We start from the raw sequence: 19,346 nt of genomic DNA, 5'->3' as shown, positions 1-19,346 counted from the left end.
ACCGTTGTCTTTCTATACAAACTTACTCTAGTTTGTGGTCGACGGTCCCCCGGGCAGCCCGCCCGCACCAGCAGGAGAACCATGCGCATCGAACAGCTCGAGTACCTGGCCGCCGTGACCGAGCACGGGTCGCTGCGGCGCGCCAGCGAGAAGCTGCACCTCTCCCAGCCGGCGCTGAGCGAGGCGCTGACGAAGCTGGAGCGCGAGCTCCGGGTGACGCTGCTGGACCGCCGGCGCTCGGGCGCACAGATCAGCCGGGAGGGACGTGAGCTGCTGCCCTACATGTCCGAGGTGCTGGCCGCGGTGGACCGGCTCCGTGTCGCCGCCGGCGACCGGCGGGACGAGACCCGCCCCGTCCGGGTGGGCACGGTGCACGCCGCCACCTCGACGCTGCTGGTGCCCGCGCTGGCGGCGTTCGCCCGGCACCACGACGGCAGCAGGGTCGAGGTGCTCACGCTGCCGCAGCCCCAGATCGACGAGGGCCTCGCGGCCGGCACCCTCGACCTCGGTCTGGTCGACGCGCTGGAGGGTGACGACGCACCCGCGGGCGTGGAGGCGACCGTCCTGCTGCACGGACGTCCGGTCGTGGTGCTGCCTGCCGCACACCCGCTCGGCACCCGGGCCCAGGTGGGCGTCGAGGAGCTGCGCCGTGAGCGCTTCGTGACGATGCGGACCGGGTCGGTGATGCACCGCTTCGTGCACCGCCTCTTCGGCGCCGACGTACCGGTCGCCGCGCACACCACCGACACCGCCGAGGTGGCCAAGGCACTCGTGGCGGAGGGCGTGGGCGTCACGGTGCTGCCCGACTACTCGGTGCACGGCGACCCGTTGCACCGGGCGGGCGTGGTCGAGGTGCGTCCGATCGCCGGCGACGACACGGTGCTCGCCCTCCAGGTCCGCGAACGCAGGACGGCCCAGCAGCGCCTGTCCGTGCACGAGCTCCGGGCCGCGCTGGTGGCCCGCGCCGCCGAGCACCGCGCTGCGGTGACCGCCGCCCGACCGGCCAGCTGAGGTGGTCCCTCCGCTCGCCCATCCGTGTCTCGGTCATGATGGCGCGGTGACCGACTACCGCATCGCCGTGCTCATCGACGCCGACAACGTCTCCCACACCTACGCCTCAGCGATCCTCGCCGAGCTCGCCAAGTTCGGGCGCACCACCGTCAAGCGCGCGTACGGCGACTGGACCGCCGACGCGTTGAAGGGCTGGAAGACCCGGCTGAACCGGCACGCGATCACCCCGGAGCAGACGTTCGCCTACACGACGGGCAAGAACTCCACCGACTCCGCGCTGATCATCGACGCGATGGACCTGCTCTACTCCGGCAACGTCGACGCCTTCGCCATCGTCTCCAGCGACAGCGACTTCACCCGGCTCGCCACCCGGCTCCGGGAGTCGGGCAAGACCGTGTACGCCGTGGGCCGCAGCCGGACCCCGATCGCGCTGCAGGAGGCCTGCGACCGGTTCATCCGGCTCGAGCTCCTCGACGACGCCCCCGATGAGCACGCCGCCAACACCGATGCCGCCGGGACGGAGCAGGAGGCCGACGCCGCACCTGTGCTGCCGAACCTGCAGAGCCTGCTCACCCGCGGCATCAACAACGCCTCGGACGAGGAGGGCTGGGTGTCGGTCAGCGCGCTGGGCAACTACCTGCGCACCGCGAACCCGTCCTTCGACCCGCGGCTCTACGGTCACCCGAAGCTGCTCGCCCTCGTCGAGGCCCAGCCGTACCTGGTCACCTCCGGCACCGGCAGCTCCGCGATGCTCGGGTTGAAGGGCAAGGTCCCCGCGAAGCGGACGACCGCGAGGAAGACGGCCGCGAAGAAGACGGCCGCGGAGAAGGCCGAGCCCAAGACGAGCGAGCCCAGGAAGGCCGTCGCGAGGAAGACCGCCGCGAAGAAGGCCGAGCCCACGACCAGCGAGCCCAAGGTGAACGAGCCTGAGAAGGTCGCGCCTGAGAAGGTCGAGGCCGAGAAGGTCGAGCCGAAGCGGGCGACCAAGCGGACCACGGCGCGGAAGAAGGCGGCGACGAAGCCGGCTGCCCAGTCGACACAGCCGGCACCGCAGGCACGGGTGGAGCAGCCCGGCACGAGTGCCCCGGAGCCGGCGGCGCCCGCCGAGCCGGCCGCACCGCCGCGCCCGGTGGTCACGACGACCGTCCGCAAGCGGACCACGCGCAAGAGCGCCGCGCCGCCGGCCGAGAGCTGAGCCCCTGAGCCCCGGGGCTCAGTCCCGGGGCTCAGTCCCAGGGCTCGGTCCCAGGGCTCAGTCCAGCGGGTAGCCCTGGACGAACGCGGTCAGCCGAGCGAGCTGGTCGGGGTCGGTGCTGGGGATGACTCCGTGGCCGAGGTTGAAGATGTGGCCCTTGGCGGCGCGGCCGGCCTCGATCACCTCGGCGGCGCGGGCGGTCATCACGTCGGTGGGCGCGAAGACGAGCGTCGGGTCCAGGTTGCCCTGCACCGCCCGGTCCCCCACGAGCGGGATCGCCCGCTCCAGCGGGGTGCGCCAGTCGACGCCGACCACGTCGGCGCCGGCCTCACCCATCTCGGCGAGCAGGTTCGCCGTACCGACGCCGAAGTGGATCCGCGGCACCCCGAGCTCGCCGATCCGGGCGAGCACGGCGGCCGAGTGCGGCTGCACGTGACGGACGTAGTCGGCGGGCGTGAGCGCACCGGCCCAGGAGTCGAAGAGCTGCACCGCGGAGGCGCCGGCGGCCACCTGCGTCTCCAGGAAGGCCGTGGCGATGCCGCCGATCTTGCGCATCAGCGCGTCCCACACCTCGGGGGCGGAGAACATCATCGCCTTGGTCTTGGCGTGCTCCTTCGAGGGCCCGCCCTCCACCAGGTACGACGCCACGGTGAACGGCGCCCCGGCGAACCCGATGAGCGGGGTGCCGCCGTTGATGCCGGCCAGCTCGGCGACCAGGCCCTGCACGGCGGCGGTGATGAACGGGATCTGCTCCGGGGTGAGGTCGGGGATCGCGGCGACGTCCTCGAGCGTGCGCACCGGGTTCGCCACGACGGGTCCGACGCCGGGGACGATGTCGAGGTCGACGCCGATCGCCTTCAGCGGCAGCACGATGTCGGAGAAGAAGATCGCGGCGTCCACGCCGTAGCGGCGCACCGGCTGCAGGGTGATCTCGACGATCATCTCGGGGTCCATGCAGGAGTCGAGCATCGTCACGCCCTCGCGCACCGCGAGGTACTCCGGGAGCGAGCGGCCGGCCTGCCGCATGAACCACACCGGGGTGTGGTCGGGCTGCTCGCCCCGGGCCGCGGTGAGGAACGCGCTGTCGTGGAGTGCGGTGGTCACCCGACCAGCGTCTCAGGTCGACGGCGTGGGACGCACATCGTTCGGCCCTCGTCGGCCTACCCTGGACCCATGGTGGCGCGTCAGGAGTCGAGCCAGGGGTCCGGCCCTGCCGGCACCCCTCGGGAGTTCACCGCTGCCGTCGACAGCCTGCGCGCTGCGGTGTTCCGGCCCGAGGTGCTGTGCGAGGAGATGCCGGCGCCGCAGCGGATCGCGCCGTACGCCACCGCGCTGTCGGCCGACGTGACCGTCGACGACGAGGAGGTCGCCACCGGCCGGCTCGTGGTGCTCCACGACCCCGCCGGGCACGACGCCTGGGAGGGCACCTTCCGCTGCGTGGCCTACTGCCGCGCCGAGATCGACGACGAGCTGGCCGCCGACCCGGTGCTGGCCGAGGTCGGGTGGACGTGGTTGGTCGAGGCGCTCGCGGCGCACGGCGCCGAGCACGTCGCCGCCTCCGGCACCGTCACCCGCGTCACCACCGAGAGCTTCGGTGCGATGGCCGACGAGACGGGCAGCGCTCAGCTGGAGATCCGTGCCTCGTGGACGCCGACCGATCCCGCCGACCTCGCCGCGCACGCCGAGGCGTGGGGCGAGCTGATGTGCACCGCGGGCGGGTTGCAGCCGGTCCCCGAGGGCGTCTCCGTCATGCCGTCGCGACGTGGCCAGCGGGGTGGCTCCGCCTGATGGCAACCGAGTCGACCCCGTCGACCGGGCCGGAGCAGACCCCGGACCAGGCCGACCAGGAGGCACCGCGCGTCGAGCTGCTCAGGCTGAGCGGCGGGCTGCCCCCGGTCATCGACACCCCTGCTGCGCTGGCCGAGTACTGCGCGGCCCTGGCCGCCGGCAGCGGACCGGTCGCGATCGACGCCGAGCGCGCGTCGGGCTACCGCTACTCCAACCGCGCCTACCTGATCCAGGTCAAGCGGGAGGGTGCAGGCATCGGCCTGATCGACCCCATCCCGTTCGGCACCCTCGAGCCGCTGGCCGAGGCGATCGGCGACGCCGAGTGGATCCTGCACGCCGCCACCCAGGACCTGCCGTGCCTGGCCGAGGTGGGCCTGCGCCCGGCCGCGCTCTTCGACACCGAGCTCGCCGGCCGGCTCCTCGACTACCCCCGCGTGGGTCTGGCCACCCTGGTGGAGTCGCTGCTCGGGCGGCAGCTGCTCAAGGAGCACTCGGCGGTGGACTGGTCGACCCGGCCGCTGCCCGAGGCCTGGCTGGAGTACGCCGCGCTGGACGTCGAGGTGCTCGTCGAGCTGCGTGACCTGCTGGCCGCTGAGCTCGAGGAGACCGGCAAGGCCGACTGGGCGCGTCAGGAGTTCGACCACCTGCTGTCCTTCCAGCCCGCCGTGCGGGTCGACGCCTGGCGTCGTACCTCGGGGCTGCACAAGGTGCGCGGACGCCGCACCCTGGCCGCCGTCCGTGCCCTGTGGGAGACCCGGGACCGGATCGCCACCGAGCGCGACGTCACCCCCGGGCGGCTGATCCCGGACAGCGCGATCGTGGCCGCGGCCACCGCGATGCCGACCAGCCGGGGCGCCCTGATGTCGACCCCCGGCTTCCATGGCCGCGGCGCCTCCCGGCACGCAGGCGACTGGCTGGCCGCGATCCGTTCCGCGGCCGAGCTGAGCGAGGACGAGCTGCCGACCCGCACGGCCGTGGGCGACGGCCCGCCGGCGCCTCGTGCCTGGGCGGACAAGGACCCGGTCGCGGCCCGGCGCCTGGAGCTGGCGCGCGCCGCGGTGGGCGCGCTGGCGTCCGAGCACCGGTTGCCGACCGAGAACCTGCTCACTCCCGACCACCTGCGCCGGGTGATGTGGTCGCCGCCGGCGACCCGGGAGCCCGCCGAGCTGCTGGAGGCGATCGTCGACCAGCTGCGCGAGCTCGGCGCCCGCAGCTGGCAGATCGGGCTCACCGCCTCCGCGCTGACCAGCGCGGTCCTGCAGGCCGACGCGCCGCAGCCTCAGTCCGCGGGCTGAGGCTCGCTGCTGCTCCCGCCCGGGGAGGCCGACGGGTCGTCGGCGGGCTCGTAGTCCGGGTCGAGCAGCGAGCGGGACTTCTCGTCGATCGAACGCAGCACCGCGTCCAGGTCGTCGGGAAGCACCGGGTCGATGAGCAGCGCGACGATGTCCGAGGCCACCAGGGCCCGCAGCTGGGCGCCGTCGGTGATCAGCGGGTCGAGCACGATGTTGCGCACCGAGTTGTTGAACACGATGGCGTGCTCCGGGGCGCGGCCGGGCTGCAGGAACGCCGGGGAGAAGGCGACCGTGAGCTTGGTCGGCTGGATGTAGCCCGTCTCGGTCACCCGCGCGATCGCCTCGTCGCTGACCAGGTAGGTGAGGAAGTTCGCCGCGGCGCTGACCCGGCCCGGCTTGCCCGGGGACAGGCAGATCCCGGAGAGCTCGCCGACGGTCAGGTTGCGGCCCAGCGACGGCATCGGCATCACGTCGAAGGAGAGGCCCTCGACGGCGCGCAGCTGCGGGGTGAGGTCGCGGTAGCCGGCGATCATGCCGAGCTTGCCGCGCTTGAACCACTCCAGCGCGGGCTGCCGGGCCAGCTGCTTGCTGCTCAGCGTCAGCCGAGGGTCGCGGAGCAGCTCGAGGGTCTGGCGCAGCGCACCGACGGCGTCGCCGTCACCGAGCGCGAGCCGGGTCGGGGCCACCTGGTTGTCGTACACCTGGCCGCCGCCGCTGTAGACGAACGGCGCCAGGCCGTCCAGCGACGGCTCGATGTAGACGCCGCGGGTGCGCTCGCGGGGACGGCTGGCGAACTCGGCGGCCGCCCGGAACTGGGTGAAGTTCCAGCTGACGCGCTCCTCGTTCGGCGTCGGCAGGCCGGCCTGCGCCATCGCGTCGAAGTCGACGAGCTCGGTGTTGTAGTACATGACCATCGGCGAGGTCGTGTACGGCATGCACTGCAGGTCGTCGGCCATCGAGAACGCGGAGACGGCGTCGCGGGAGAAGTCGTCGCCGATGGCGATCTCCCGCTCGTTGAGCAGGTCGAGCAGCGGCTGGTTGCGCTTCTGTGCGACGGTCTCGGCCAGGTCGCTGCGGGGCAGCAGGTACAGGTCGGGGTCGGCCTTGCCGGCGCGCACGTCGGTGAGCATCGCCTCCGCGCTCGGCCACGACCGGAGCGCGACCTCGGTGCCCTCGCTGCTGGCGTTGTAGTCGGCGACGACGCCGGCGTAGGCGTCGATCTCGGCCTTGCTCCCCCACACCGCGAACTCCAGCCGCAGGGGCTTGGCCGAGGTGCTGGCTGCCGGCGCGGCCGGCTGCTTGTCGTGGTCGCGCGCCGAGAGCACCAGCATCCCGACCAGGACCGTGATCGCGACGACGAGCACGGTCGCGCCCGTGCGCCACCCGAGCCGACCTGACTGCGTCATTGATGCCCCATCCCTGCTCGTGTCCCCAGATCGGGGACACCCTATCCAGGCTGGAGAGCACGCCGGGCCGGGAGCGCCTCACGGCGCGTGGCCGCTCGTAGCGGCTTATTTTTGGGACCCGGGGCTGCCGCGACCCGACGTGCTCGCCGCCGAGTCTACGGGCCGAGACTGCCTCGCCCCAGCCGACGGCGGACCGCACACCCCCGGTGTGACCAGGTCGTCAGCCGGAGCCCGGCTGGGGGCTCAGCCCAGGCGGCCGGCGAGCTCGAGGTGGCCGGCGGCCTCCAGCTGCTCGGCGGTGGCGAGCATCCGGCGGACCTCGCCGTCGGGCACGTCGGCAAGCGTCGCGCGGCCCGCGGCGACCACCCGGGAGAACGCCGCCGCGCGGAACAGCACGTCGGCGAAGTCGCCCTCGGCGATGCCGCGCAGCACCTGGTCGATCATCGCCCGCAGCGCATCGGGTCCGGGCGGGTCGGCCACGCCGGCGACGACGCGGGCGAGCTCGGCGCGGGAGCGTCCAGCCTCGAACTGGCGGGCGGCGGCGGCGGGGTCGGCGTAGACCCACGACCGCAGCAGGTAGAGGCGCCACAGGCAGCCCGAGAGCGTGTCCGCGGCCGCGTGCGCCCACAGTGCGGCGATCGTCTCGATGCCCTCGTCGTCGGCCAGGTGCACCAGCCGCTCCGTCACGGCGGCGTCCTCGCTGCCGCGGGCACCGCGCACCAGCAGGGCCGCGGCCCGCTCGGCCGCCTCCGTCACCAGGCTCGGGTCGGGTCCGTCCGACTGCTCGTCGAAGAACGCCGCCTGCTTGGGCACGGGGCGGTGGTGGGGACGCTGCTCAGGCACCACGCAAGCCTAGGTCGTACGACGTGACGGCGGCCGGTCCAGTGCGTCGAGGGCCTTGCGGATCCGCACGTCCGAGACCGGCCCGTCGGTGCCCAGCTTCTGGGCCCACAGCGAGACCCGGTACTCCTCGAGCATCCAGCCCACGGCGCGCAGCTCACGCCCCGGCGGACGCCCGGCCGGCAACGCCTGCATGCGGTCCAGCCATGCCTGCTGCAGCGGGCCGACCAGCTCCATCCGCTGCCGGTCCTTGACCAGGGCGGCCGGGCCGCCGGTCTCCAGCGCGGTGCGCCGTTCCTTCATCGCACCCAGCCAGGTCCGGTAGCGGCGCAGCCGGGCGGCGCCGGCCTCGCCGACGAAGCCGTCGTGGACGAGGCGGGCGAGCTGGGCCTTCAGGTCGGTGAGGGCGGGCAGCATGGACATCTCGGCGCGGCCGCTGAGCATCCGCTCGACCTCCCGCCAGGTCGCCAGCACCCGCTGCAGCTCGGCGAGCACGCCCCTCACGTCGGCGGCAGCGCTGGCGCGCAGCGTGGCGAGCAGGGCGTCGTGCTCCTCGCGGGTGCGGACGTCGCCGCGGGCGTCGACGGTGTCCAGCACCACCGCGCGCAGGCAGTCGGCCAGCAGCGCCGGCACCCCCGGGTACGGCGTCCCGGCGAGCCCGAGCTTCTCGGCGTTGGACAGGCCCTCGACGATCCCGGCGAGCGGTGCGATGCCGAGCTGGAGCAGCAGCAGCCGCACGACACCCTCGCGGTGCCGGGCGTCGCGCTCGGCGACGGAGCCGAAGACGCCGAGGCCGACGGTGTCGCCCTCGTCGACCAGCCCCGGGTAGGCCTCGACCTGGTGCCCGGCGCGGGTCCAGGTGGCAGCGGCGGGGATCTCGTCGAACACCCAGGTGCGTTCACCGGTGCGTGCCATCCCGGAGTCGCTGGCGACCTCCGACATCGCGCGCTCGAAGGTGGGCCGCAGCGGCGCCTTCAGCTCGGCGAGCGACTTGCCGCGGGCCTGCACCCGGCCGCGCTCGTCGAGGACCCGGAAGCCGGGGCGCAGGTGCGCGGGCAGCGCGTCGAGGTCCCAGGCCTCGTGCGGCACGTGCACGCCGGTCTTGGCCCGCAGGTAGCGCTCCAGGGCGTCCAGCAGCGGCTCGGTGCCCGGCGGCACGGCCGCCAGGAACTCCCGCGCGGTGTTGGGCGCCGGCACGAAGCTCACCCGCAGCGCCTTGGGCAGGCCGCGGATCAGCTCGGTCACCAGCTCGGTGCGCAGGCCGGGCACGAGCCAGGAGAAGTCCTCGTCGTCGACCTGGTTCAGCGTGGCCACCGGTACGTCGATGGTGAGGCCGTCGTCGGCGGCGCCGGGCTCGAAGTGGTAGCCGATCGGCAGGCTCAGCCCGCCCGGCAGCGACCACTCCTCGGGGTAGTCGACGGCGCTGACCTCCTCGGCGGCGTCGTGGGTGAGCATCGCCGGGTCGAAGGTGAGCAGCTCGGGCTGTGCGCGGCGGGCATCGCGCCACCAGCGGTCGAAGTGGGCGCCGCTGACGACGTCCTTGCCGACCCGGGCGTCGTAGAAGTCGAAGAGGGTGTGCTCGTCGACGACCAGGTCGCGGCGCCGGGCGCGGTGCTCGAGCTCCTCGGCCTGGGCCAGCAGCGTGCGGTTGTGGTGGAAGAACCGGTGCCGGGTGTCCCACTCCCCGTAGACCAGGGCGTGGCGGATGAACAGCTCGCGGGAGAGCTCGGGGTCGATCCTCCCGTAGGCCACGGTGCGGTCGGCGGCCAGCGGGACGCCGTACAGGGTGACCCGCTCCTTGGCCACCACCGAGGCCCGCTTGCGCGACCAGTGCGGCTCGGAGTAGCTGCGCTTGACCAGGTGCGCGCCGAGGCTCTCGGCCCACTCGGGCTTGATCTCGGCGTTCTGCCGGGCCCAGAGCCGGCCGGTCTCCACCAGCTCGCCGGCCATCACGAACTGCGGGTTCTTCCGGGCCAGGCCGGAGCCGGGGAAGATCGCGAACCGCGCGCCGCGGGCGCCCAGGTACTCCCGCGGGCCGGGCCGGCGACGCTCCTTGCGCCCGCCTGCCCGCGGGTCGGCCTTCTCCCGCTCCTCGAGCAGGCCGACGTGGGACAGCAGGCCGGACAGCAGCGCCTGATGGATGCCGTCGGCGTCGACGGTCTCACCCGGCGCCTCCAGCCGGATGCCCATCTCCTTGGTGACCTGGCGCAGCTGGGAGACGAGCTCCTGCCACTCCCGCACCCGCAGGTAGTTGAGGAACTCGCGCTTGCACATCCGCCGGAAGGCGCTCCCGGAGAGCTCCTTCTGCTGGGTGCGCAGGTGGTTCCACAGGTTGAGCAGGGTGAGGAAGTCGGAGCCCTCGGCCTTGAACCGGGCGTGCAGCTGGTCGGCCTGGGCGCGCTCCTTGGGCTCGTCGGCGCTGGGCCGCTCCCGGGGGTCCTGCAAGGAGAGGGCGGCGACGATGACCAGGACGTCGCGCACGCAGCCGAGCCGTTCGGCCTCGAGCAGCATCCGGCCCAGGCGGGGGTCGATCGGGAGCCGGGCCAGGCGCTTCCCGACCTTGGTCAGGTCGCCGCGGCCGGAGACCGCGCCGAGCTCGGTGAGCAGCTGCACGCCGGCCTGCACGTTGCGCCGATCCGGCGGCTCGACGAACGGGAAGCGGCTGATGTCGCCGCCGCGGCCGGCCAGCCCCAGCGACGACATCTGCAGGATGACCGAGGCGAGGTTGGTGCGCAGGATCTCGGGGTCGGTGAACGCCGGGCGGGCCTCGAAGTCCTCTTCGGAGTAGAGCCGGATGGCGATGCCGGCCGCGACCCGGCCACAACGGCCCGAGCGCTGGTTGGCCGAGGCCTGGCTGATCGGCTCGATCGGCAGCCGCTGGACCTTGGTGCGCGCGGAGTAGCGGGAGATGCGGGCGACGCCGGTGTCGACGACGTAGCGGATGCCGGGCACCGTCAGCGAGGTCTCCGCGACGTTGGTGGCCAGCACCACCCGGCGCCGCGACCCGGCCGCGGGCGCGAAGACCCGGTGCTGCTCGGCGGCCGAGAGCCGGGAGTACAGCGGCAGCACGTCGACGCCGCCGTACGCCGAGCGCCCGGAGCCGGCCAGGTCGGCCAGTGCCTCGGCGGTGTCACGGATCTCCCGCTCGCCGGGCAGGAAGACCAGCACGTCGCCGGGCCCCTCGGCGGAGAGCTCCTTGACGGCGTCCACGATCGCCTCGGTCTGGTCGCGGACGATCGGCTCGCCGTCCTCGTCGTCCTCGGGCAGGTCCAGCAGCGGGCGGTAGCGGATCTCGACGGGGTAGGTGCGCCCGGAGACCTCGATCACCGGCGCGTCGTCGAAGTGCTCGGCGAACCGCTGGGTGTCGATCGTCGCGGAGGTGATGACGAGCTTGAGGTCCGGGCGCTTGGGCAGCAGCTGCTTGAGGTAGCCGAGCAGGAAGTCGATGTTGAGGCTGCGCTCGTGGGCCTCGTCGATGATGATCGTGTCGTAGCGGCGCAGCATCCGGTCGCGCTGCAGCTCGGCGAGCAGGATGCCGTCGGTCATCAGCTTGACCCGGCTCTCCTTCGACGTCCGGTCGGTGAACCGGACCTGGTAGCCGACCAGCTCGCCCAGCTCGACGCCGAGCTCGGCGCTGATCCGCTCCGCCACCGCGCGCGCGGCGATCCGCCGGGGCTGGGTGTGCCCGATCATCCGGGGCCGGCCGTCCTCGCCGGGGGTGCCGCGGCCCAGCTCGAGGCAGATCTTGGGCAGCTGGGTGGTCTTCCCGGACCCGGTCTCCCCCGCGACGATCACGACCTGGTGGTCGCGGATGGCCTCGGCGATGTCGTCGCGGCGTGCGCTGACCGGCAGGTCGGGCGGGTAGGTGATGTCCACAGCACGGCGATTCTCCCCTGCGCGTCACAACCGGCCCAAACCCCGCGTCCCGGCGGCAGCGGACAGGGCGGGAACGAGCAGGGTGCTGGCGGACCGGCTGGGCGGACGGGCGCTAGCGGATGCGCTCCTCCACGTTGCGCACCAGCGCCTCGGCGGTGGAGCGCACGGCCACGCCGACCATCGGCTGGACGGCCCGGGCGATCACCCGGCCGGCGGGACCGCCGGGCAGCGTGTAGCGCAGCTCGGCGTGCACCCGGGTGCGGCCCGCGTCGATCGGGGTGAAGCGCCAGGTCTGCACGTTGGTGATGCCGCCGATCGAGGTCAGCTGCAGCAGCTCGTCCGGCACCCGCTCGGTGCACCGGATCCGGGCCTTGAGCGTGACGCCGATCCGCATCACGCCGTCGTACTCGGCGCCGACGCCGTCGCGCTGCTCGGTGACCGGCTCGATGCGCTTGAGGCCGTAGACCCAGTCCTTGGACGCCGAGAAGTCGTCGACGTAGTCGAAGACGGCGCTGACCGGGGCGTCGACCTCGACGGTGTGCTCCACCACGTTGACCATGCCCTGATCCTGCCGGGGCAGGTCAAGCCCCGGCCCGGCTCCGCTTCGCCGGCAGCACCCGCTTGGCGATGCGCGCCACGACGTCCTCATAGCGCGAGCCGAGCAGCTTCTGGAAGTGGTGCAGTGCGTGGGCGTCGAGCCCGACCAGCACCCGCGCCCGGTCGCGCTCGATGCCGCGCACGATGATCTGCGCGGCGCGCTCGGGCGTCATCGAGGCGAGCTTCTCGTCGAAGAACTTCGCCGTGGCGGCCTGGTCCTCCCTCGCCGAGACCCGCGCGTTGCGGGCGATCGCGGTCTTGATGCCGCCGGGGTGCACCACGGTGACGCCGACCGGGTGGCCGGCGACGAGCAGCTCCTCGCGCACGGCCTCGCTGAAGCCGCGCACCGCGAACTTGGTGGCGTTGTAGGCGCTCTGGCCCGGCATCGCGAGCAGCCCGAACAGCGACGAGAGGTTGACCAGGTGGCCGTCCCCGGAGGCGATCAGGTGCGGCAGGAACTCCTTCGTGCCGTGCACGACACCCCAGAAGTTGATCCCGACGATCCACTCCATGTCCTCGTACGTCAGGTCGAGGGCGTCACCGGCGAGCGCGACGCCGGCGTTGTTGACCACGACGTTGACCACGCCGAAGTGGGCGACGACCTCGGTGGCGTAGGAGCTGAACGCCTGGCGGTCGGCGACGTCGAGCCGTGCGGTGTGCACGTCGGGGGCGCCGGCGGCCAGCGCCGCGTCGAGGGTCGCGGTGAGCCCGTCCTCGTCGATGTCGGACAGCGCCAGCCGGGCGCCGCGCCTGGCGAGCTCCACGGCGAGCGCCCGGCCGATGCCGGACCCGGCGCCGGTGATCACCACGACCTTGTCGCGCAGCTGCTTCATGCGGTTGCCTCCTGGCGGGTGCTGGGCCTCGTGCGGCGGGGAGCGACGTCGTACGCCGCGGGGTCGAAGGCGGACAGGTGGCGGCGGAAGGTGAAGGTCTGCCCGGGCCACAGGGTGGTGTTGTTGCCGAACCGGTCGAGGTACCAGCTGGCGCAACCGCCGGTCTGCCACACGGTGGGACGCATCCGGCGCCGCACCGCGGCGGTCCACGACTCCTGCGCGGCCCGGGTCGGCTCGACGACCGCCAGCGCGTCGCGGCGCATCGCCGTCAGCGCGGAGACGATGTAGCGCACCTGCGACTCGATCACGTAGATCATGCTGGAGTGCCCGAGCGCGGTGTTGGGGCCGACGACCTGGAACAGGTTCGGGAACCCGTGGATGGTCGTGCCCTTGTAGGCCGCCATCCCGGCGCCGTCCCAGACCTGCGCGAGGGTGCGGCCCTCGCGGCCGGTGATGCGGGTGGCGATCGGCGGCTCGGTGACGTGGAAGCCGGTGGCCACCACCAGCACGTCGGCAGGCCGCTCGGTGCCGTCGGCGGTGACGACGCCGCTCGGGGTGAGCTTGGTGATCGCGTCGGTGACCAGCTCCACGTTGTCGGCGGCGAGCGCCGGATACCACCGGTTGGAGATCAGGATCCGCTTGCAGCCCGCGCGGTACGACGGCGTGACGGCCGCACGCAGGTCGGGGTCCTCGATCGCTGCGGCGATGCGGCGCTTGACCTGCGCCTCCACCACCCGCATCAGGGCGGGGAACCGGGTGAAGACCGGCACCCGCGCCTCGAGCTGGGCGTAGACCGCGCCGCGCACGGCGCGCTGCAGGCCGGGCACCGTGCGGAACAGCCGCTTCTCCAGCGCGGTGTAGGCGCGCTCGTTGCGCGGGATCACCCAGTTGGGGGTGCGCTGGTAGACGTCGAGGTGGCCGCCGCTCTCGGCCAGCAGCCGCTGCAGCTCGGGCACCAGCTGGATCGCGGAGGCGCCGGTGCCGATCACCGCGACCCGCTTGCCGGCCAGGTCGGCGTCGTGGTTCCAGCGCGCGGAGTGGAAGGTCTCGCCGGCGAAGTCGTCGATGCCGTCGATGTCGGGCAGCCGCGGCTCGGAGAGGCCGCCGGCACCGACGACGAGCGTGCGGGCGGCGTAGCACCCCGGGCCGTCGGGCCCCTCGGTCGTCACGATCCAGCGCTGCCGGTCCTCGTCCCAGGTGGCGTCGGTGACCTCGGTGCCGAACACGAAGCGGTCCAGGGTCCCCGACCGGGCGGCGACGTCGCGGATGTAGGCCTGGATCTCTGCCTGCGGCGAGTAGACCTTCGACCAGTCGGGGTTGAGCGCGAACGAGTACGAGTAGAGCTGGCTCGGCACGTCGCACTCGGCGCCGGGATAGGTGTTGACGTGCCAGGTGCCGCCGACGTCGCTGTCCTTGTCGAGGACGACGAAGTCGCGCTCGCCGGCCTCGTCGAGCTTGATCGCGGCGGCCAGGCCGGCGAAGCCGGCGCCCACGATCAGGTGGTCGACGACCCGGACGCCGCCCGTGGCACCTTCGGAAGCACCGTCGGGAACAGGGGTGGGGAGCATGCCTGGACGCTAGGCGCGCTATTGAACAGTTGTCAATAGTGGTCCTAGGGTGGTGGCGTGACCTCGTCCGCACCGGCGCCCGGCGACTCCCCCGCGCCCGAGGCGGGCCGTACCCGGCTGAGCCCGGAGCAGCGCCGCGCCCAGCTGCTCGACCTCGGCGTCGAGCTGCTCGCCACCCGCTCGTTGGAGGAGCTCTCCATCGACGTGCTCGCCGAGACCGCCGGCGTCTCCCGCGGCCTGCTCTACCACTACTTCGGCGGCAAGCAGGGCTTCTACGCCGCCGTCGTGCAACACGCCGCCGACGACCTCTACGCCCGCACCGCGCCGCCGGAGACCGGTCAGCCGGTGGAGCGGCTGCGGGCCTCGGTGCGCGCCTACGTCGACTACGTCGCGGACAGCCACACCGGCTACCGCTCCCTGGTGCGGGCCGCGGCCGGCGGCAACGAGGAGCTGCGCGCGATCTACGACGCGACCTTCGCCGCGCTCGCCGAGCGGTTCTTCACCGCCGATCCCCACGGCATCGCGTTCCCCGACACGCCGCCGGTGCGGCTGCTGGTCCGCGCCTGGCAGGCCATGGTCGAGGACCTGGTGCTGACCTGGTCCCAGGAGCCGGCCGGGATCAGCCGGGACGCGCTGCTCGACCTGGTCAGTGCTTCTCTGCCGGCGCTCCTGGACCTGCTTCCCCACGATCTTGGTGGTGGTGCTCCGGGTGCCTCCTCCGGCGCCGGACCCGGGTGACGCCGACCAGCCGCGGGCCGGCGAGCCGGGCCTCGACGCGACGCGCCTCGCGCATGACCGGCTGGGCGACGTACTCCCCCAGGATCACGCCGGCAGCCAGGGCCAGCGCGACCGAGGCGGCGGTGACCATCGCGAACAGCCCTTGCGCGACGTCCCCGCCGCCGTCCTCGGTGAGCAGGAACAGGCCGCGGTAGATGGTCAGGCCGGGCAGCAGGGGCACGATCGCCGAGACGACCACGACCAGCGGCGGCACCCGGAACCGGCGGCCGAGGGTGTAGGCGAACAGGCCGATCAGGAAGGCCGCGAGGCCGACCGCCCAGGGCCGGCCGAAGCCGGCCTCCTCCATGCCGACGGTGGCGAGCACCGCGGTCGCGGAGAGCGCCCAGATCGGCACCAGGATCCGCATCGGCGCGTAGCAGGCGAACGCGAACGCCGCCCCCGCGATCCCGCCGCCGACCACCGCTGCCGAGACCCCGACCAGGTCGAAGCGCGGCAGGGTCAGGTGCGGGATCTGCAGGCCGACCACCTGGCACAGGGTGAACCCGCCGGACACGCCGGCGATGATGCCCGCGGTGGCGAGCATCGCCTCCGCCACCCGGGCGCTGCCGGTGACGTAGAAGCCCGAGAGCCCGTCCTGCAGTGCCCCCATGAAGCCGATCCCGGCCAGCAGCATCACGATGTTGGCGGTGACGATCAGCGAGGTGTTCACCTCCTGCCAGGGCTCGGCCAGCCGGGCGCAGACCCCGGCCAGCACCGTGGCCACCACCCCGCCGGCGATCTGCTGGTAGAAGACCGGCAACCGGCGGCGCGTCATCCGCAGCTGCAACCGGTCGATGCAGACCGCCGCCAGGATCGCGACCGCCACCACCTCGATGCCGGCACCCAGCTGCAGCGCCACGCCGCCGCACATCAGCCCCCAGCCGGCGGTGGCCGCCCAGCGCGGCCGGGCGTGACCGGAGGAGACGATCCGGGCCAACGCGCTGCGCGCCTCTTCCAGGTCGACCCGGCCGGCCACGATGTCGCGCACCAGCTGGTCGGTGCGGGTCAGGTCCTCGTAGTCGATGTCGCGCTGGGTGACCGAGCGCAGCTGCACGACCGGCGGCTCGTCCGGACCGTGCTGCACGCTCATCGCCAGCGCGGTGAAGGTGATGTCGACCTGCACCTGGCGCACCCCGAGTGCCCGCGAGACCGCCCGCATGGTGGCGGTGACGTCCGCCGCGCCTGCTCCCGAGGACAGCAGGACCTCCCCCAGCCGCAGGCACAGGTCGAGGGTGCGATGGAGCGTCCGAGATCCGTCCATGATCGTCATCGTCGCACCGCTGCGCCGAACCCGGGGAGCCCGGGGAGCCCGGGTAGCCCGCCGCCGGGCGCACCCTAGGCTGAGCGCGTGCGCATCGACTTCCACGGTTCCCCCGAGCCCACATTGGGGGTGGAGTGGGAGTTCGGGCTGGTGGACCGACGCACCCGCGACCTCCGCAACGACGCCGCACACCTCTTCGCCCGGGCCAAGGCCCGGATGCCGGAGCCGGAGAAGCTGCACAAGGAGCTGCTGAAGAACACCGTCGAGGTGGTCACCGGCATCTGCCCGACCGTCGGCGACGCGCTCACCGACCTGCGCACCACCCTGCACCACGTCACCGCGGCCGCCGACGACCTCGGCCTCGACCTGTACGGCGCGGGCACCCACCCGTTCGCGTCATGGACCTCCCAGGAGCTCAGCGAGGGCCACCGCTACGAGGAGCTGATCAACCGCACCCAGTGGTGGGGACGCCAGATGCTCATCTGGGGCGTGCACGTGCACGTCGGGATGGCGGAGAAGAGCCGGGTGCTGCCGGTGCTCTCCGCCCTGCTCACCTACTACCCGCACCTGCAGGCGCTGTCTGCCTCGTCGCCGATCTGGGCCGGCGTGGACACCGGCTACGCCTCGAACCGGGCGCTGATGTTCCAGCAGCTGCCCACCGCCGGCCTGCCGTTCCAGTTCGAGACCTGGGCCGAGTTCGAGCACTTCGCGCACGACCAGGTGACCACCGGGGTGATCGACGACCTCAGCGAGATCCGCTGGGACGTACGGCCCGCAACTCGCCACGGCACGCTGGAGAACCGGATCTGCGACGGCGTCTCCACGCTGAGCGACATGGGCGCCCTCGTCGCGCTGATGCACTGCCTGGTGGTCTGGCTCGACGACCGCCTCGCCGCCGGCGAGAAGCTGCCCACCCTGCCGCCGTGGCACGTGCAGGAGAACAAGTGGCGCGCCGCCCGGTACGGCGTGGACGCCATCGTGATCCTCGACGCCGACTCCAACGAGCGGCTGGTCACCGACGACCTCGCGGACCTGCTGGTGCAGCTGGAGCCGACGGCGGAGCGGCTGGGCTGCGCCGCCGAGCTCGCCGCCGTACCGGACCTGCTGACCCGCGGGCCCTCCTACGTGCGTCAGCGCGAGGTCGCCGCGCGCACCGGCGGCGACCTCGTCGCGGTGGTCGACTCCGTGGCCACCGAGCTGCGCGACGAGCTCGACTCCGCGCCCTGACCCGAGCCGAGCCGGCGCCCCCGGGCCGGGGCTTGCGCCCCGACCCGGCAGGGATCAGTAGCGGCGGCTGCCCACGAACCTCACCCGGCAGGAGTCGTCCTTGCACGGCTCCAGGTCGGCCCACACCAGCGCGGGGTCGAAGACCGCCCCGGTGGAGCGCATCACCTGCAGCCCGGTGAACTTCGCCTCCTTGTACGCCTTGACGACGAACACCACGTCGGCCTTGCCGTCGCCGTCGACGTCGCTGAGGGTGGCGCCCTGCAGCGAGCGCTGGCCGATCTTGGAGGTTCCGGTGAAACCGGTGACCGGCTTGAGGGTGCCCGCGGAGACGTCGTACACGGTGACGGTGATCTGCTCGCGGTAGGAGTTGGTCTCGACGGCGACGATGTTCACGGTGCCGTCGCCGGTGACGTCGCCGGCCAGGAACTCCTCGGCGTAGATGGTCGACTTGTTCACCGCCCCCTGGGTGAACGCGTTGCCGCTGGAGGTGAGCAGGGCGAAGCCCCGGTCCCCGGAGTAGTACTCGGTGTAGCTCTCGTTCGTGAGCCGTTCCGCGGGCAGCTCGGCCCACAGGTCGGCGTCGCCGTCGCCGTCGAAGTCGCCGGCGGTGATCTGCACGACGTCGATCACGGCGTTCGGCAGGGACAGCCACAGCACCGGCTCGGCGAAGGTGCCCTTGCCGTCGTTGAGCAGCACAGAGACGTCGACCACCCGGTCGTTGGGGCCGGCGATGGCGAGGTCGAGGTCGCCGTCTCCGTCGAAGTCGCCGTGCACGAGCCGGATCTCGATGTCGCCGTACTTCTTCAGCGACGAGAGCGGCAGCGTGAAGGTCTGGTCACCGGGGAAGTCGGAGTCGTTGGAGGACAGGGTGATCTGCTTGCCCGAAGCGACGAAGCGCCACACGAGCTTCTCGTTGACTCCGTCGCCGTCCCAGTCCAGGTAGAGCTCTTGGGGCTCGGTGTAGGGGTCGGCGGCGACATGGGCGAGCTCGAAGCCGTTGCCGGTGCTCTTCGCGGTGACCTTCTTGATGTCGTCGTAGTTCTGGTACAGGTAGAACAGCGCGTCGCCCTTGTTGTCGCCGTCGATGTCGCCCTGGACGGCCGCCTTCTTGTCGCCGCCCTTGCCCCCCGGGCCCTTGTCGGGGCCGGCGGTCGAGTCGTCCTCGCCCTGCCAGGGCTTGAGCACCGCGACGGTGACCGCGATGCCCACGATCAGCAGCAGCGCCGCGGCGATCCCGAGCCAGACGCCGAGCCGGCTCTTCTTCGGTCCGCTCGACCCGCCCGGTCGGCCCGGTCCGGCGGGTCCGCCGGGTCCGTTCGTGCCCCGGCCGGGGTGCGGCGGGAAGCCGGCGGCCACGTTGCCGTAGCCCGGAGGCGGCGGAGGCGGCGCGTACGGCGACGGGCCCGCCGGCGGGAAGGGCGGCTGGGCCCCGAACGTGGGCCCGGCCGGGCTCTTCGGCGGGCCACCCGCCGGGTTGCCCGGCTGGTTGCCCGGCTGCTGCGGCAGCTGGGTGGGGGGCGGCCCCGGGGGCGTCGGGCCAGGGGGCGTCGGGCGCACCTGCGTGGGCTCGGCCATCCGGCGCCGGTCCTCGGTCCACCCCGTGCCGTCCCAGCGGCGCTCCCATCCGTCGCCGTCGGGGTACCAGCCTGCGGGGGTGGAGAACTCGTTCACGCCG

Annotated in this window: 15 protein-coding genes; 6 read left to right on the top strand and 9 right to left on the bottom strand. The window is 73.0% G+C overall.

Annotated features, from left to right (window positions below):
* Positions 1 to 81 precede the first annotated feature (81 nt).
* Together KG111_RS03385 and KG111_RS03380 are read left to right on the top strand one after the other, a co-directional pair.
* Positions 82 to 1,011 (top strand): LysR family transcriptional regulator, encoded by a 930-nt coding sequence (locus tag KG111_RS03385; protein ID WP_205290758.1) that lies wholly within the window; start codon positions 82 to 84, stop codon positions 1,009 to 1,011.
* 46 nt (positions 1,012 to 1,057) lie between these two features.
* Complete coding sequence (locus KG111_RS03380) at positions 1,058 to 2,206, top strand: NYN domain-containing protein (RefSeq protein WP_205290759.1); 1,149 nt, start codon at positions 1,058 to 1,060, stop codon at positions 2,204 to 2,206.
* Between the two features lie 57 nt (positions 2,207 to 2,263).
* Here KG111_RS03380 and hemE read toward each other — a convergent pair whose 3' ends face one another.
* Positions 2,264 to 3,310: a uroporphyrinogen decarboxylase gene (gene hemE / locus KG111_RS03375; RefSeq protein ID WP_205290760.1), complete on the bottom strand. Its 1,047-nt coding sequence runs from the start codon at positions 3,308 to 3,310 to the stop codon at positions 2,264 to 2,266.
* Between the two features lie 69 nt (positions 3,311 to 3,379).
* Between hemE and KG111_RS03370 the strand changes: the two genes are divergently transcribed.
* Complete coding sequence (locus KG111_RS03370) at positions 3,380 to 3,994, top strand: DUF3000 domain-containing protein (RefSeq protein WP_205290761.1); 615 nt, start codon at positions 3,380 to 3,382, stop codon at positions 3,992 to 3,994.
* Positions 3,994 to 5,289: a ribonuclease D gene (locus KG111_RS03365; protein WP_205290762.1), complete on the top strand. Its 1,296-nt coding sequence runs from the start codon at positions 3,994 to 3,996 to the stop codon at positions 5,287 to 5,289. Before KG111_RS03370 ends, KG111_RS03365 begins: the two co-directional genes overlap by 1 nt.
* Here KG111_RS03365 and KG111_RS03360 read toward each other — a convergent pair.
* The 6 genes from KG111_RS03360 to KG111_RS03335 form a co-directional block, all read right to left on the bottom strand.
* Entirely contained in the window at positions 5,274 to 6,692 is a 1,419-nt protein-coding gene (locus KG111_RS03360; RefSeq protein ID WP_205290763.1) for an ABC transporter substrate-binding protein, read from the bottom strand. The two genes, KG111_RS03365 and KG111_RS03360, sit on opposite strands and share 16 nt — an antisense overlap.
* 243 nt (positions 6,693 to 6,935) lie before the next feature.
* The gene (locus KG111_RS03355; RefSeq protein WP_249666276.1) at positions 6,936 to 7,535 is read right to left on the bottom strand and encodes a hypothetical protein; all 600 of its coding nucleotides are present in this window, start codon (positions 7,533 to 7,535) and stop codon (positions 6,936 to 6,938) included.
* Positions 7,536 to 7,544: 9 nt separating this feature from the next.
* Complete coding sequence (gene hrpA, locus KG111_RS03350) at positions 7,545 to 11,408, bottom strand: ATP-dependent RNA helicase HrpA (protein WP_205290764.1); 3,864 nt, start codon at positions 11,406 to 11,408, stop codon at positions 7,545 to 7,547.
* A 112-nt stretch (positions 11,409 to 11,520) separates the two neighbouring features.
* On the bottom strand, positions 11,521 to 11,967 hold the full coding sequence (locus KG111_RS03345; RefSeq protein WP_205290765.1) for an SRPBCC family protein: 447 nt from the start codon (positions 11,965 to 11,967) through the stop codon (positions 11,521 to 11,523).
* Positions 11,968 to 11,989: 22 nt separating this feature from the next.
* A complete protein-coding gene (locus KG111_RS03340; protein WP_205290766.1) occupies positions 11,990 to 12,838 on the bottom strand; it encodes an SDR family NAD(P)-dependent oxidoreductase in 849 nt (282 codons plus the stop codon).
* Entirely contained in the window at positions 12,835 to 14,406 is a 1,572-nt protein-coding gene (locus tag KG111_RS03335; RefSeq protein WP_205290767.1) for a flavin-containing monooxygenase, read from the bottom strand. The genes KG111_RS03340 and KG111_RS03335 overlap by 4 nt, the downstream gene beginning before the upstream one ends.
* A 57-nt stretch (positions 14,407 to 14,463) precedes the next feature.
* On the opposite strand from KG111_RS03335, the gene KG111_RS03330 reads away from it, so the two are divergent.
* Entirely contained in the window at positions 14,464 to 15,144 is a 681-nt protein-coding gene (locus KG111_RS03330; RefSeq protein WP_205290768.1) for a TetR/AcrR family transcriptional regulator, read from the top strand.
* Here KG111_RS03330 and KG111_RS03325 read toward each other — a convergent pair.
* Positions 15,053 to 16,444, bottom strand: a complete 1,392-nt coding sequence (locus KG111_RS03325; RefSeq protein ID WP_240195444.1) for a threonine/serine exporter family protein — start codon at positions 16,442 to 16,444, stop codon at positions 15,053 to 15,055. The two genes, KG111_RS03330 and KG111_RS03325, sit on opposite strands and share 92 nt — an antisense overlap.
* Before the next feature lie 87 nt (positions 16,445 to 16,531).
* Here KG111_RS03325 and KG111_RS03320 point away from each other — a divergent pair, with 87 nt between their 5' ends.
* Positions 16,532 to 17,671 carry a glutamate--cysteine ligase gene (locus KG111_RS03320; RefSeq protein WP_205290770.1) on the top strand — a complete coding sequence of 380 codons (1,140 nt, stop codon included), beginning with the start codon at positions 16,532 to 16,534 and terminating at the stop codon, positions 17,669 to 17,671.
* A 54-nt stretch (positions 17,672 to 17,725) separates the two neighbouring features.
* Here KG111_RS03320 and KG111_RS03315 read toward each other — a convergent pair whose 3' ends face one another.
* Positions 17,726 to 19,342, bottom strand: a complete 1,617-nt coding sequence (locus KG111_RS03315; RefSeq protein WP_205290771.1) for a DUF2510 domain-containing protein — start codon at positions 19,340 to 19,342, stop codon at positions 17,726 to 17,728.
* Between the last annotated feature and the right edge of the window lie 4 nt (positions 19,343 to 19,346).

This window comes from Nocardioides faecalis, assembly GCF_018388425.1.
In the GTDB taxonomy this organism is placed as follows: Bacteria; Actinomycetota; Actinomycetes; order Propionibacteriales; family Nocardioidaceae; genus Nocardioides; species Nocardioides faecalis.
This window is presented reverse-complemented; position numbering and strand designations above follow the sequence as displayed.

What these genes read in the sequence shown, in the direction of transcription:
- KG111_RS03360 (WP_205290763.1), bottom strand. Translation starts at nt 6,692, where the DNA reads ATGACGCAGTCAGGTCGGCTCGGGTGGCGCACGGGCGCGACCGTGCTC.
- KG111_RS03345 (WP_205290765.1), bottom strand. Translation starts at nt 11,967, where the DNA reads ATGGTCAACGTGGTGGAGCACACCGTCGAGGTCGACGCCCCGGTCAGC.
- KG111_RS03335 (WP_205290767.1), bottom strand. Translation starts at nt 14,406, where the DNA reads ATGCTCCCCACCCCTGTTCCCGACGGTGCTTCCGAAGGTGCCACGGGC.
- KG111_RS03385 (WP_205290758.1), top strand. Translation starts at nt 82, where the DNA reads ATGCGCATCGAACAGCTCGAGTACCTGGCCGCCGTGACCGAGCACGGG.
- KG111_RS03370 (WP_205290761.1), top strand. Translation starts at nt 3,380, where the DNA reads ATGGTGGCGCGTCAGGAGTCGAGCCAGGGGTCCGGCCCTGCCGGCACC.
- KG111_RS03325 (WP_240195444.1), bottom strand. Translation starts at nt 16,444, where the DNA reads ATGGACGGATCTCGGACGCTCCATCGCACCCTCGACCTGTGCCTGCGG.
- KG111_RS03340 (WP_205290766.1), bottom strand. Translation starts at nt 12,838, where the DNA reads ATGAAGCAGCTGCGCGACAAGGTCGTGGTGATCACCGGCGCCGGGTCC.
- KG111_RS03365 (WP_205290762.1), top strand. Translation starts at nt 3,994, where the DNA reads ATGGCAACCGAGTCGACCCCGTCGACCGGGCCGGAGCAGACCCCGGAC.